Source organism: Hymenobacter latericoloratus (assembly GCF_014199535.1).
Classification (GTDB): domain Bacteria; phylum Bacteroidota; class Bacteroidia; order Cytophagales; family Hymenobacteraceae; genus Hymenobacter; species Hymenobacter latericoloratus.
In genome coordinates this window covers 1,220,827-1,233,586 of record NZ_JACHNV010000001.1, presented here as the reverse complement: position 1 = coordinate 1,233,586, position 12,760 = coordinate 1,220,827, and the positions used below count along the sequence as shown (strand labels likewise).

The window sequence follows — 12,760 nt, the reverse complement described above, 5'->3', positions numbered from 1 at the left end:
TAGCAGGCCGGCTGCTCATAGACTGTCATTCCGAGCGCAGCCGAGGAATCTCGCGTGCTGATGTTGCAATAGTAACTACAACGTCAGCACGCGAGATTCCTCGGCTGCGCTCGGAATGACGGCGGTTCAATATCCAGGTATTACTTTTCAAAACCTTCACGCCGAGCTGCATGACCTGCTGCCCGGCGCTTTTGCTACCTCCCATTGGGAGCCCAAGTGCCGGAAAAGGGGTACTTTTCGGCATGTCCCGCACTGTTCTTTCCTATCTGCTCGGCCTGCTGCTTCTGGCGGCCTGCCGCATGGAGCCTACCACCGATTGCGCCCCGGCGGCTCCCGAAGCCTACACCATCCGGCACCCGGCCTGGGCCGATTCGGCCAGTATCTACGAGGTCAATATTAGGCAATACACCCCCGAAGGCACTTTTCGGGCCTTTGAGGCGCACCTGCCCCGCCTCCAGAAAATGGGGGTAGGCATTCTGTGGCTGATGCCGGTTCAGCCCATCGGCAAGCTCAACCGCAAAGGCACCCTGGGCAGCCAGTACTCCGTGCAGGACTACCGGGCCGTAAACCCGGAGTTTGGCACTCTGGACGACCTACGCCACCTGATTCAGACCGCGCACAAGCTCGGCATGCACGTTATCCTGGATTGGGTAGCCAACCACACCAGCTGGGACAGCCAGCTCCGCCAGCAGCACCCCAAGTGGTTTACCCGCAACGCCCAGGGCCAGTTTGTGCCGCCCGTGTCCGATTGGCAGGACGTTATCGACCTGGATTACAGCAAGCCGGAGTTGCGCCAGTACATGCAGGAAAGCATGGTGTACTGGCTGCGCGACGTGGGCTTCGACGGCTTCCGCTGCGATGTGGCTGGCCTTGTGCCCATGGACTTCTGGAACCAGACGCGCCCCGTTCTGGAGAAAGTAAAGCCCGTGTTTATGCTGGCCGAATGGGATGAGCTGCACAACCCGCCCTTCCTCAAAAAAGGTGAGTTCGACCCCAATACCGGTATGCTGGAAAAGGCCTTTGATGCCACCTACGCCCTGCGCATGCGCTACCTTCTCGACAGCATCAGCCGCCGCCAGCAGCCCCTCACGGCCCTCGATGCTTACCGCGAAGTAGAGCGCACGCGCTACCCGGCTTCGGCCTACCTGATGTATTTCACCAGCAGCCACGACATCAACAGCTGGGATGGCACCGAGTACGAGCGTCTCGGCAAAGATGCCCTACCCCAGGCCGTGCTCACAACCCTGCTGCCCGGCATCCCGATGGTGTACAGCGGCCAGGAAGCAGCCCTGAAAAAGCGGCTGCGCTTCTTTGATAAGGACACCATTCCGTGGCAAGACTACCCCCTGCAGGATTTCTATACTACCCTGCTGCAGCTCAAAAAGCGCCACCCGGCCCTGCGCAACGGCGACCCATGCAGCGAATTTATCCGAATGGCGCCCGAGGCCAGCCCGGAAACCTACGCCTTCGTGCGCCGCAAGGGACCAAAGGCAGTTTTGGTAGCCGTGAACCTAGGCCAGCAACCCCACCAGATTCGCCTGCGCGACCTGGGCCCCGGCGTGTACCGCGACGTGTTCAGTGGGCAGGTAACCAAGCTCGGCTCCGGCTCCGACCTCCTGCTGACCCCACATAGCTACCGCGTGTATGAGCAGCTCCCAGACCCCGACAATAGCTGGTTTTAGGCTGAAATATTAGGAGCAGAGCCTACACCGCAGTATCTCACAGGCTTCCCCAGAACGTCATGTCGAGCTTGCCGAGACATCTCGCGTGCTGATGTTGCATTGGTAACTGTCATACGGAGCCGAAGTCGAAGCATCTCGCTGGGCTGACGTTGCCAAAGTATCTACTCCCCCTCTCCCTGTGGAGAGGGGGCTGGGGTAAGGCCCACCATCCGCACGCGAGATTCCTCGGCAAGCTCGACATGACTTTTCTTTATACTGCTCACTTACACTATAGGAGAGGCATTTTTCGGCTATGAAAGGCTGATTTCGCGTAGGCAGGTGCAGTCCAACTTGTTTTCGCCTACCCTCTGCCGTGTCTGAACCTCAGCTGCATCCTAGCGCCCACCTGTTTCAGGTGCGCCACCCCGATTGGGCTGCCAACGCCACCATCTACGAAGTAAACCTGCGCCAATTCACGCCAGAAGGTACATTTAGAGCGTTTGCGGAACACCTGCCGCGGCTGGCATCCATGGGCATCAGCATGGTGTGGCTCATGCCCGTTCACCCCATTGGAGAGGTAGAGCGCAAGGGCACGCTGGGCAGCCAGTACGCGGTGCAAGACTACTTCGGGGTGAACCCTGAGTTCGGAACCCTGGATGATTTGCGCTACCTGGTAAAAACCGCCCACGACCTCGGCCTGCGCGTTCTGCTTGATTGGGTAGCCAACCACACCAGCCCAGACAACCCACTGGTGCAAGAGCACCCCGAGTGGTACCAGCACGACGCCCAGGGCAACCTCCTACCCCCCGTACCCGACTGGACCGACGTGGTTGCCTTCGACTACGCCCAGCCGGGGCTGCGCCGCTACATGACCGATGCCCTGCTCTACTGGGTGCGCGAAGCCGACATTGACGGGTACCGCTGCGACGTGGCCGGCCTGGTGCCTACCGATTTCTGGGATGCTGCCCGCCTGGAGCTGGACGCCGTGAAGCCCCTGTTTATGCTGGCCGAGTGGGACGAGTTGTACCCCTCGGGCGGACTGACCTGGGAGCAGTTTAACTCCGATACCAAGCTGCTGGAAAAGGCCTTCAACATGACCTTTGGCCTGCGCCTGCATTACCTCCTCGACCACATTGCGGAAGGCAAGCAGCCGCTCCACGATATTGACGAGTACCTGGCGGCCGAGCGGGCCAAGTATCCGCCCTCGGTGTACCTGATGCACTTCACCAGCAACCACGACGTGAACAGCTGGGATGGCACCGAATATGAGCGCCTGGGTCCGCTGGCGTTGCCGTTTGCGGTCCTGACGGTGCTGCTGCCCGGTATGCCCCTGGTGTACACCGGTCAGGAAGCAGGCCTGAACAAGCGTCTTGCCTTCTTCGAGAAAGATACTATTGATTGGCAGGACTATCCCCTGCAGGAGTTCTATACCCGCCTGCTTCAGCTCAAGCGCCGCCACTTTGCCCTCCAGAACGGCGACCCGCTCAGCCGCTTCCAGCGCCTGCCGGGCCCTGCTGACACGTACAGCTTCCTGCGCCACAAAGGCTTGGCGGCGGTACTCACCGGTATCAACACTAGCCCGGAGCCGCAGCCGCTTCTCATTCCGGCTGATGCGGTTGGTATTTGGCTGGATGTTTTCAGCGGTGAACAGCTTGTGCTCAAGGAAGGCCAAGAGGTGGTGCTACCACCCCACGGTTGGCGGGTGCTGGAAAAGCAAGTGTAGGTGTAAAACGGCGGCTCCCATTCTTACCCAGAAGGCAGCATTACATCCAGCCAATTTCGCGCAGTATATCTTCCGTCAGGGCCCGGCGGCCGGCGGCAAAACGTGTATCGGCGGCCTGCCCTCCGGCGGGTTCTGCATTAAGGACAAAGAGGGCGGTACGGCCGTCGGGGCGCTGCACCCAGCCCACAAACCAGCCGTTATCAGGGTTGGTGGCGGAGCGGAAGCGCCAGCCGGTTTTGCCGTAGAGAGCATAGCCGGGCGTTTTCTGCAGGAGCAAAAGCTGCTTCACGGCCCGCTGATGCCGCACCTCTACGGGCAGGGTTTCTGCCTGCAGCCGACGTAGAAAATCAATCTGCTCGAACTGACTGATGCGCGAATTACCATCGAGCCAGAACGTATCGAGGGTGGCAGGCGTGACCAGGATGCCGGGGTAGCGCAGCTTCCGGAGCCACTGCTTATACGTTCCTACCCCCACCTGCCGGGCCAACTGCTGGTAACACGGCACGCACGACACGCGCAGAGCCCGGGCGTAGCTCATGTCCTGGTTCCACTGCGGGAAGTCGCGCTTCACCCCGTCCCATTTGCAAATGGTGGCCGTGTCGGGCAGGGCGCCGGTTTGCAGGCCAATGAGCGTGTTCGGAATCTTGAAGGTGGAAGCGGGCAGGAAACCCTGGCGGCAGCGCTTTTCATTATAGGCCGTAAAGCGGCCCGTGCCCGTTTCATACAGCAGAAAAGAGCCCTCCACCCCGTACTGCTCGAACTGCTTCTGGAAGTTTCGTTCGGTGACGGAGGTAGCAGGTGTGGCGCCCAGCAGCAGCGAAATACCCGAGGCGAACAGTAGATAGCGAAACCGTAGCATGCAGCGAAGATAACGGCCTTGGGCACCCGAGCTTACTTTACGGCAGTCAGCTGCTCTAGTAGTTGGGCAATGCGCCGCTGCCGGGTTTCGGGCCGGCGCACGGCGGTCAGCTGCTGCAGGTGTTGCTTGCGCACGCTGGGAGCCAGGCGCTGGAAGTTTTGCTCCGCCGCAGGGGTAGCAGCCAGAGCAGCGGCTAAATCAGGGGGTAGCAGCAGGGCATCTACCTCATCCAGGGCGGTCCAGCTACCGTCCTGCTGGGCCTTGTTGATTTTGGCCTGCCCGGCCGGCATCAGCAGCCCGGCGGCCTGCAACTGCTCCAGGCGCTTTTTATTCACCGCCGACCACACGCTGCCTTTTTTGCGGGGCGAGAAGTACAGCTGGTAGCGGGTTTCGTCGAGCTTGCGGGGTAAGGAATCAATCCAGCCGAAGCATAGGGCTTCTTCCACCGCTTCGGCGTAGCTGAGCGTGCCCGATACGCTGTTTTTCTTGTGTAGCACCACCCACACGCCCACGGGCTGCTCGTGGTGCGCAACCAGCCACGCCCGCCACGCTGGCCGGCTGAGAACATCCACCACTTCCAACGTATCGAGCTTGCGGGCCATGGGCATCAGCATGAAAGGAGCCTAAAAGTAGCCAACCTTGCCGCGTTGGTCTGGTTTAAGATATTCATCCTCCTTCATTTCTACTCCTTACGTGCATGCAACACCGTGAACTGGGCCGCTCGGGCCTGCGCATCGCTCCCCTCGTGCTGGGTGGCAACGTCTTCGGCTGGACCGCCGACGAGGCTACCTCTTTCCGCATCCTCGACGCCTTTGTGGCCGGGGGCGGCAACGCCATTGATACCGCCGACGGCTACTCCGTGTGGGTGCCGGGCCACGTCGGGGGCGAGTCGGAAACCATTATCGGCAAGTGGCTGCAGCAGCGTGGCCGCCGCGACGACGTGGTGATTGCCACCAAAGTCGGCTGGGAGGTCAACCCCGAAAACAAGGGCCTGAAAAAGGACTACATCCTGCGCGCCGTGGAGGGCTCCCTCAAGCGCCTGCAAACCGACTACATCGACCTGTATCAGTCGCACAAAGACGACCCGACCACGCCCGTGGAGGAAACCCTGGAGGCCTACGCCCAGCTGGTGAAAGAAGGCAAAGTGCGCGTCATTGGGGCTTCGAACTTCGATGCCGCTCGTCTGCGCGAATCCGTGGAGGCCAGCCAGCAGCACGGTTTCCCCCGCTACGAAACGCTGCAACCCCTCTACAACCTCTACGACCGGGCCGAGTTCGAACGGGAGCTGCTGCCCCTGGTGCAGGAGCATCACATTGGCGTAATTCCCTATTACGGCCTGGCCGCGGGCTTCCTCACGGGCAAGTACCGCACCGAAGCCGACCTGCAGAAAAGCGCCCGCGGCGGTGGGGTAGGCCAGAAATACCTGAATGATAAGGGTCTGAAAATTCTGGGCGCGCTGGATGCCGTGGCGGCCCGCCAGCAGGCCTCGCCCGCCCAGGTAGCCCTGGCCTGGATACTGGCCCAGCCCGGCCTCACGGCCCCCATTGCCAGTGCTACCAGCCCCGAGCAGGTAACGGAGCTGCTCAAATCCACGGAACTGAGCCTGAGCCCCGCCGACCTCCAAGAGCTAAACCAGGCCAGCGCCTAGCCCTACCTCCTTTTCTAGCCCTACCTCCTTTTATAGCTACAGGCCGAATCCGGATTCAGCCACTGAGAGCTGAGCCGGGTTCGGCCTGTAGCTTATCAAGGTTGCGAGGCCCTGGTGCGCCGCCGAAAACCGGACACCTGCACCGCAGCACAACCGTAGCGGGGGTAGCCTGTTCAGATGGGGCAGGCACTACGGCAAGCCGCCTGTTGCAACGCGGGGCCTGGGTTAGCGTCGTTTTCCGGCTACCTTCCGCAAATTTTGCGCTTGCTCTTCCCTGGTGTTCGCCCATGACCATTCGTACCGCTACCCGCCCCGACCTCGACGCCCTGTATGCCATCTGGTGTGAGCTCATGGACTCGCACGAAGCCTATCATCCTGTTTTTGGCTACTACCGGCAGGCCGAAGCGGAGCTAAAGCGCGTGCTGCTTCAGCGCCTGCAGGAGCCGTACACCCGGTTTTTTGTGGCCGAGAACGAGCGGGGACTTATGGGCCTGCTGGTGGCCATGTACCAGATCGGCAACAACGGCATGCACTTCAACCGGCGCGGCTACATTGCCGAAACCATTGTGCGCCCTCAGTACCGGCGCACGGGCCTCGGCCGCCTGCTATTCGAGACGGCCCGGGAGTGGCTGACCCGGCAGGGGGCTGACCACCTGGAGCTGCAGGTAGCCGTGGCCAACCCCGGCGGCTTGCAGTTCTGGACGGCTCTGGGATTTGCGCCCTCTACCCACCATCTGGTGCTGCCGCTTACCTCACGGGGTTAGCAGAGCGGTCCCGCAGCGGGCCGGGGCATTCATGTCAATTAAATTAACTGCGGAGCTACCCCTTGCGTTAGACCAGATACGGCCGGATTGGCCGGGCTGCTTTTTCGTTGCTCATGCTGCTTGCCACCACTATCGAACCTTTCGACTGGAAACGTATTCTGATTTCTGATGAGGCGCCCGTGCTGTTTCTGTTGGAAATAGCCTTCCGCTGCCTAGTTACTTACCTCCTGATTCTGGGCGCCTTGCGCGTAACGGGGCGGCGGGGGGTCCGGCAGCTGTCTATTTTTGAGCTGAGCATTATCTTGGCCCTGGGCTCCGCCGCCGGCGACGCCATGTTCTACGACGACGTGCCCCTGCTGCATGTGGCCGTGGTATTTGTGATGGTTACCGGCCTGTACCTGGTTTTTAACCGCCTGACCGAGCACTACCCCCGGTTTTCGGACTGGCTGGAGGGCGCGCCGGTTTTGCTTATCGAGGACGGTGAAATCAAGCACGAAATCCTGAAAAAGCAGAACCTGACCCAAAAAGAACTGTTCGGAGAGTTGCGCCAGTACCAGGTAGAACACCTGGGCCAGGTGCGCCGGGCCTACATTGAGGCGACCGGCAACGTGAGCATTTACTTTTTTGCCGACGACCAGGTGCGGCCCGGTCTGCCCATCTGGCCCGAGCGGTTCGGAGAGACGCGGCGCCGCCCCGAGGAGGCGGGCCCCCAGGCCTGCGCCTGCTGCGGGCACGTGCAGGAGCTGCCCCGCGGCGGCACCGCCCGCTGTGAGGTGTGCCAGCAGGAAGCCTGGGTTCCTGCCTGCGCCGAGAAACGCATTCAGTAGGGAGCCCGGGGCGGTCCGCCCGCTTCTGGGGTAGCTACTTCTTTCCGGCCACGTAGGGCTCGTAGCCTTCCCACTGCCAGGGGGTATCCGTGTCGCCCAGGAGCTTTTCCAGCAGCTCCTTGAACAGCAGGTCGGCGTTGGCGCTGTTGCTCACCAACAGGAGTCCTTTTCCGCGGTCAGCAAACACCACGCTGTGGTTTTCCCACCCATCATCGTGGCCTTCTTTGAAGTAGGCGGGTCCGTGGGTGGGCGAAACGAACGTACCCCAGCCCAGGCCGTAGCCCAGTTGAATGGCGCGGTTGCTGTCGGGAGCGGCTACGGTGGCCAGGGGGCCAAACTGGGCCTGGTAGGGAATACGCACCTGGGCCTAGGTCATGCTTTGCTTGGCGGCGGGAGTAAGCCCCCGGCCTTGCATAACGGCTGCCAGAAAGGCCGCGTAATCGGCGGGCGTGGTGCTCAGAGAGCCGGCGCCCCCGGGTTTGGTGCGCTTCCGGATGCCCACTACCTGGCCCTGTTCGTCGTAGCCCAGCGCATAGTTATCTTCGAAAGCGGGCTGCCAGACGTAGCTGGTCCGGGACATGCGCAGCGGCTGAAATACCCGCTCGGCGCTTAGCTCCGTCAGGCTTTTACCCGTTACGGTTTCTACCACCAGTTGCAGCAGCTGCAGTCCTTCCCCGGAGTACCAGTACTGAGTGCCGGGCGCAAACTTGAAGCGCAATTTCTTGTCGGGCTCAATCCAGCGCCAGTTGGGCAGGCCTGTTGTGTGGGTAAGCGCCATCCGGGCCGTAAGCTGCTGCCAGCGGGTATCCGGGCCCAGATCCTGGTACTGCTCGTACGCCGGAATGGGTTTGGGCAGGTACTGGTACAAGGGCTTATCGAGCTCCAGGGCCTGCTCTTGTACCAGTTGCAGCACGAGGTAGGCAAAAACGGCCTTGCTGAAGGAGGCTCCGTACATAACGGTGCTGGGCTCCAGCGGGGCGCCCGTTTCGAGGTTGCGCCGGCCGTAGGTGCGCAGGTAGCGCACCTGGTTGTTTTCCAGCAGGACCAGGGCCAGCCCCGGCACGCGGGCCGCTTCCATACGCTGCCGTACCAGCCAGTCAATTTCTGAGGGACGCAGCCTCCTACGGTCCAGGGTATGAAAAACGACTTTGTCTGCCTGCGCCAGGGCAAGCGGGCCCGTGCTCAGTAGCGCCAGCAATATTCTCAGGCAGCACAGCGCTTTCATAGGCCGCATCCGGTTGGCAAGTTCCTGCTATAAGTAAACGTAAGCTGCCGAATATTGCAACCATTGCCCCGCATCTGAACCGCTCCGCGCGCCGGGCCCGGTGGCCCGGCTGGTGTAAGGGCAGTTTTCATTGCCCCGGCTTATTCTTCGTTCTATGCTGCCTTTGCTTCACATCCATCATATTGCCATCATCTGCTCGGATTATGTCCGCTCCAAGCAGTTTTACACTGAGGTGCTGGGCCTACGTGTCATTCGGGAGGTGTACCGGGCGGAGCGGCAGTCCTGGAAGCTGGACCTGGCCCTGGGCGGGCAGTACGTCATCGAGCTGTTTTCTTTTCCTACCCCGCCGGCCCGCCTCAGCCACCCCGAAGCCGCTGGTCTGCGCCACCTGGCTTTTGCCGTGTCCGATATCGATGCCACCGTGCGCCACCTCACTACCCGCGGCGTAGCGGCCGAGCCCGTGCGCACCGATGAGCTTACCGGCCGGCGCTTCACCTTTATTCAGGACCCCGATGGGCTGCCTTTGGAGTTTTACGAGGGGTAGGGCGCCAGCTTGCCAGACGGGTAAGGAGCGGTTCTTTTTCGTTTGAAATCGTAGAACGTGCGTCACTGGCGTTCCGGCCATTGCGCTTTCCGTTCTACCTTGCCCCCACTATGCCCGAGCAACCGCAGCCTCTCCCCTACCTCATTATTGATTTTGACAGCACCTTCACCCAGGTAGAAGGCCTCGACGAGCTGGCCGACATTGCCCTGGCCGGGCAGCCCAACCGGGAGGAGGTAGTAGGCGCCATCCGGGCCCTCACGGACCGGGGTATGAGCGGGGAGCTGAACTTCTCGGAGTCCCTGAAACAGCGGCTGGCCCTGCTGCCGGCCCGGCGCGAGCACCTGCCGCTGCTGGTGGAGCGCCTGCGCGGCAAAGTATCGGAGAGCATCCAGCGCAACCGCAGCTTCTTCGAGCGGTTTCACGGGCGGGTGTATATTGTCAGCAGCGGCTTCCGGGAGTTTATTGAGCCGGTGGTAGCCGAGTTCGGCATCGATGCCGACCATGTGCTGGCCAACACCTTCACCTTCGATGCCGACGGCCGCATCACGGGCTTCGACCCCGAAAACGTACTGAGCCGCGACGGAGGCAAAATCCTGCAGCTGCGCCAACTGGACCTCGACGGCGACGTGTACGCCCTCGGCGACGGCTACACCGACTACCAGATCCGGGAGGCCGGGCTGGCCCACCGCTTCTACGCCTTCACCGAAAACGTGCACCGCGAGGCCGTAGTGGCCCGCGCCGATGAGGTGCTGCCTTCCTTCGACGAATTTCTCTACCAGAACAAGCTTCCGATGACCCTCTCCTACCCCAAAAACCGCATCAAAGTCCTGCTGCTCGAAAACCCCGACCCGCGCGCCGCCGAGCTGTTCCGCCAGGAAGGCTACCAGGTAGATACCGTGCCCGGCGGCCTCGACGAAGACGAGCTAGTGCAGCAGATTGAGGGCGTGAGCATTCTGGGCATCCGGAGCAAAACCCAGGTAACCCAGCGGGTGCTCGACGCGGCCAACCGCCTCATCAGCATCGGGGCGTTCTGCATCGGCACCAACCAGATTGACCTGACGGGCTGCATGAAAAAGGGCGTGGCCGTGTTCAATGCGCCCTTCAGCAACACCCGCTCGGTAGTGGAGCTGGCCCTGGGCGAAATTATCATGCTGGCCCGCCGCATCCCCGAGAAAAGCCCCAAAATGCACCAGGGCGAGTGGGATAAGTCGGCCAAGGGCTCGTTTGAAATCCGGGGCAAGAAGCTGGGCATCGTGGGCTACGGCAACATTGGCTCCCAGCTGTCGGTAGTGGCCGAGGCCGTGGGCATGCAGGTGCTCTACTACGATGTGGCCGAGAAGCTGCAGCTAGGCAACGCCGTAAAGTGCCGCACCCTGGAGGAGCTCCTACGTCAGTCCGACATTGTGACTCTACACGTAGATGGCCGCCCGGCCAACACCAACCTCATCGGGGCGGCTGAGCTGGCTATGATGAAGCCCGGCGCCTTGCTGCTCAACAACAGCCGCGGCCACGTGGTAGATGTGCCCGCCCTGGCCGCCGTACTTCGGTCCGGCCACCTGGGCGGCGCCGCCGTGGATGTGTTTCCCTACGAGCCCAAAACCAACCAGGAAAGCTTTGAGAGTGAGCTACGCGGCCTGCCCAACGTGCTGCTTACGCCCCATGTAGGGGGTAGCACGGCCGAGGCCCAGCGCAATATCGCCGAGTTTGTGCCCGAGCGGATTATGCAGTACGTGAACACCGGCAACACCCAGCAGAGCGTCAACTTCCCTAACATTCAGCTGCCGGAGCAGCAGGCCCACCGCCTCATCCACATCCACCACAACGTGCCCGGCGTACTGGCCCGCATCAACAACGTGCTGGCCCAGCACCACGTCAACATCCTGGGCCAGTACCTGAAAACCAACGAGCACATCGGCTACGTGATTACCGACATCGACAAGCAGTACGAGCCGGAAGTAATCGGGGAGTTGCGCAAAGTAGAGCACACCATTAAGTTCCGGGTGCTGTACTAGGGGTAGCAGGATAGAAAACAGAACGGTCATTCCAAGCAGAGCCAGGAAGCTGGGGAAACCATTCACAGGTACCCCGATTTCTTGGTCTGCGCGGAATAATCCTGCACTCAAGGTAGTGCGCCTTGCCTTGCGTTGGAGGCATCTTACGGCCTGAACAGCCCATTATGATACTGCAAATACTGCTGAGCCGGCCGATCCAGAACGTTGTGGGGTAGCACGGCTAGCGGCTGCTTGTCGAACTTGTAATACTCCTTGCCGTTCTGAAACTCCTCCCGGATACGACTACTCACATGAATGGTATGGTCGTCGGCGTCAATAGTAAGGTAGTGCCGGTCGAAGAGCTTGTGCAAATCGGAACGCAAGAGCAGGCCGTTGGGCAGTACGTTAGGACCGGCCTGTGAGAAGGGCTGAATGTGCGCCGCTTCGAGTACCGGCAGGGTTTTCTCGCCCGAAATAGCGCACTTCTTCCCGTAGGCCTGCGTAACCAACGCTTGGAATGCCCCTTGTCCAATGCGCACCTTGGTAAGGGCTTCGCGGTAGATAGCCGGCGATTCGAGCACCAACGAATCGGTAGCCAGCTCTTGCAAGAACGGAGTTTGCTGGTAGCGCATCATCGTGGCGCTGACGTTGGCCCAGAGTTGAGCGCCGATTGTAGTGTCGGTGCCGTACACCTTGCCTGTCACAATGGGGTCACGCCAATCGGCTGGGGCGGGTATCCAGTCGGGCTTCCGAAAGAAAATGGGCGAGGTCAGCACCAGGCAGTTGATTTCCGGGTCGGGCTTGTACTCCTTGCCCGCGGCCTTGCGGTAGGCCTGGATGGCGGCGGCAAACTCGGCATAGTCGCGGAAACCATTGCGGGGGCCAAACATGTCCCAGGCCGTGGCTACGGGCAGCATAATCTGGTTGGTGAAAAATCCCACGCCCGCAATGCAGTGCTCAGGCTTGCGCAGCTTCAGCAGAAACGGCGCCCCAGCCGGCACCGCCCCGAAATTGGTACCGCCCAATGGCTTCCAGAAATTTACGTCTTCGCGGGGTTCCTGGCGCAGAAAATCAAACCAACGCGTGTCGGTCAACCCAACATAAAACTTCATAGGCTTGGGGCTTAGCGGGCGGGCTCCTGACTGCTAAGCAGCGCGTCGTAGCGGGCCTTCAACTCATCGTACTGCCGCACCTTCTCGGCAAACTGCTCCAGCACCTGCAGCAGCCGCTGCTGGCAGTCAACTGGGCTCGGGATTTCGTAGGCAGCCAGCGGCTCGGCCACTACATTCGTTTCGGACCGCAACTCCGGGAAGTAGCCTGACAGGTCGAGGCCAATGGCCGCGCCCACCTGCCGCAGAAATGCCGGCGACAGGTTGGCCACCTCATAGCGCCGGTACAAGTTGGAGCGCGACATACCCAGGTCGCGCGCCAATTGGGTTTGGTTGACGCCGTTTTTGCGGATAATGGTGAGTAGAGTTTCGCCCCGGTGTTGCGCCGCCATTGCCTTAACTGAGTTGC

Annotated in this window: 13 protein-coding genes; 7 read left to right on the top strand and 6 right to left on the bottom strand. The window is 61.2% G+C overall.

The genetic code is table 11. From position 1 onward, the window contains the following. The first annotated feature begins 242 nt into the window (after window positions 1-242). Both GGU46_RS05335 and GGU46_RS05330 read left to right on the top strand, forming a co-directional pair. Entirely contained in the window at window positions 243-1,682 is a 1,440-nt protein-coding gene (locus GGU46_RS05335; protein WP_215906256.1) for an alpha-amylase family glycosyl hydrolase, read from the top strand. 352 nt (window positions 1,683-2,034) lie between these two features. After that, window positions 2,035-3,384 (top strand): alpha-amylase family glycosyl hydrolase, encoded by a 1,350-nt coding sequence (locus tag GGU46_RS05330; protein ID WP_215906255.1) that lies wholly within the window; start codon window positions 2,035-2,037, stop codon window positions 3,382-3,384. Window positions 3,385-3,424: 40 nt separating this feature from the next. Here the strand turns inward: GGU46_RS05330 and blaOXA are convergent, their stop codons facing one another. Both blaOXA and GGU46_RS05320 read right to left on the bottom strand, forming a co-directional pair. Further along, a complete protein-coding gene (blaOXA, locus tag GGU46_RS05325; protein WP_183402481.1) occupies window positions 3,425-4,243 on the bottom strand; it encodes a class D beta-lactamase in 819 nt (272 codons plus the stop codon). Between the two features lie 32 nt (window positions 4,244-4,275). After that, window positions 4,276-4,857: a YdeI/OmpD-associated family protein gene (locus GGU46_RS05320; RefSeq protein WP_246398589.1), complete on the bottom strand. Its 582-nt coding sequence runs from the start codon at window positions 4,855-4,857 to the stop codon at window positions 4,276-4,278. Window positions 4,858-4,940: 83 nt separating this feature from the next. Here GGU46_RS05320 and GGU46_RS05315 point away from each other — a divergent pair, with 83 nt between their 5' ends. The 3 genes from GGU46_RS05315 to GGU46_RS05305 all read left to right on the top strand — a co-directional run bounded on the left by GGU46_RS05315 (window position 4,941) and on the right by GGU46_RS05305 (window position 7,482). Further along, entirely contained in the window at window positions 4,941-5,891 is a 951-nt protein-coding gene (locus GGU46_RS05315) for an aldo/keto reductase (RefSeq protein WP_183402480.1), read from the top strand. A 287-nt stretch (window positions 5,892-6,178) separates the two neighbouring features. Beyond that, entirely contained in the window at window positions 6,179-6,655 is a 477-nt protein-coding gene (locus GGU46_RS05310) for a GNAT family N-acetyltransferase (RefSeq protein ID WP_183402479.1), read from the top strand. Between the two features lie 113 nt (window positions 6,656-6,768). After that, window positions 6,769-7,482 (top strand): DUF421 domain-containing protein, encoded by a 714-nt coding sequence (locus GGU46_RS05305; RefSeq protein ID WP_183402478.1) that lies wholly within the window; start codon window positions 6,769-6,771, stop codon window positions 7,480-7,482. Window positions 7,483-7,516: 34 nt separating this feature from the next. Here the strand turns inward: GGU46_RS05305 and GGU46_RS05300 are convergent, their stop codons facing one another. Together GGU46_RS05300 and GGU46_RS05295 are read right to left on the bottom strand one after the other, a co-directional pair. Then, the gene (locus GGU46_RS05300; RefSeq protein WP_183402477.1) at window positions 7,517-7,843 is read right to left on the bottom strand and encodes a hypothetical protein; all 327 of its coding nucleotides are present in this window, start codon (window positions 7,841-7,843) and stop codon (window positions 7,517-7,519) included. Window positions 7,844-7,849: 6 nt separating this feature from the next. After that, window positions 7,850-8,707 carry a serine hydrolase domain-containing protein gene (locus GGU46_RS05295; protein WP_183402476.1) on the bottom strand — a complete coding sequence of 286 codons (858 nt, stop codon included), beginning with the start codon at window positions 8,705-8,707 and terminating at the stop codon, window positions 7,850-7,852. A 154-nt stretch (window positions 8,708-8,861) separates the two neighbouring features. Here GGU46_RS05295 and gloA2 point away from each other — a divergent pair, with 154 nt between their 5' ends. Together gloA2 and serA are read left to right on the top strand one after the other, a co-directional pair. After that, the gene (gene gloA2 / locus GGU46_RS05290; RefSeq protein WP_183402475.1) at window positions 8,862-9,251 is read left to right on the top strand and encodes an SMU1112c/YaeR family gloxylase I-like metalloprotein; all 390 of its coding nucleotides are present in this window, start codon (window positions 8,862-8,864) and stop codon (window positions 9,249-9,251) included. A 110-nt stretch (window positions 9,252-9,361) separates the two neighbouring features. Beyond that, the gene (gene serA / locus GGU46_RS05285) at window positions 9,362-11,263 is read left to right on the top strand and encodes a phosphoglycerate dehydrogenase (RefSeq protein ID WP_183402474.1); all 1,902 of its coding nucleotides are present in this window, start codon (window positions 9,362-9,364) and stop codon (window positions 11,261-11,263) included. Window positions 11,264-11,406: 143 nt separating this feature from the next. On the opposite strand, the gene GGU46_RS05280 is transcribed toward serA, so the two are convergent. Together GGU46_RS05280 and GGU46_RS05275 are read right to left on the bottom strand one after the other, a co-directional pair. Next, window positions 11,407-12,354 (bottom strand): HNH endonuclease, encoded by a 948-nt coding sequence (locus GGU46_RS05280; protein WP_183402473.1) that lies wholly within the window; start codon window positions 12,352-12,354, stop codon window positions 11,407-11,409. A gap of 11 nt (window positions 12,355-12,365) precedes the next feature. Next, a complete protein-coding gene (locus GGU46_RS05275; protein ID WP_183402472.1) occupies window positions 12,366-12,743 on the bottom strand; it encodes a helix-turn-helix transcriptional regulator in 378 nt (125 codons plus the stop codon). Between the last annotated feature and the right edge of the window lie 17 nt (window positions 12,744-12,760).

Excerpts from the sequence above, each read along its gene's own strand:
- GGU46_RS05275 (WP_183402472.1), bottom strand. The coding sequence starts at position 12,743 with ATGGCGGCGCAACACCGGGGCGAAACTCTACTCACCATTATCCGCAAA.
- GGU46_RS05310 (WP_183402479.1), top strand. The coding sequence starts at position 6,179 with ATGACCATTCGTACCGCTACCCGCCCCGACCTCGACGCCCTGTATGCC.
- blaOXA (WP_183402481.1), bottom strand. The coding sequence starts at position 4,243 with ATGCTACGGTTTCGCTATCTACTGTTCGCCTCGGGTATTTCGCTGCTG.
- gloA2 (WP_183402475.1), top strand. The coding sequence starts at position 8,862 with ATGCTGCCTTTGCTTCACATCCATCATATTGCCATCATCTGCTCGGAT.
- GGU46_RS05335 (WP_215906256.1), top strand. The coding sequence starts at position 243 with ATGTCCCGCACTGTTCTTTCCTATCTGCTCGGCCTGCTGCTTCTGGCG.
- serA (WP_183402474.1), top strand. The coding sequence starts at position 9,362 with ATGCCCGAGCAACCGCAGCCTCTCCCCTACCTCATTATTGATTTTGAC.
- GGU46_RS05295 (WP_183402476.1), bottom strand. The coding sequence starts at position 8,707 with ATGAAAGCGCTGTGCTGCCTGAGAATATTGCTGGCGCTACTGAGCACG.
- GGU46_RS05305 (WP_183402478.1), top strand. The coding sequence starts at position 6,769 with ATGCTGCTTGCCACCACTATCGAACCTTTCGACTGGAAACGTATTCTG.
- GGU46_RS05320 (WP_246398589.1), bottom strand. The coding sequence starts at position 4,857 with ATGCTGATGCCCATGGCCCGCAAGCTCGATACGTTGGAAGTGGTGGAT.
- GGU46_RS05315 (WP_183402480.1), top strand. The coding sequence starts at position 4,941 with ATGCAACACCGTGAACTGGGCCGCTCGGGCCTGCGCATCGCTCCCCTC.
- GGU46_RS05280 (WP_183402473.1), bottom strand. The coding sequence starts at position 12,354 with ATGAAGTTTTATGTTGGGTTGACCGACACGCGTTGGTTTGATTTTCTG.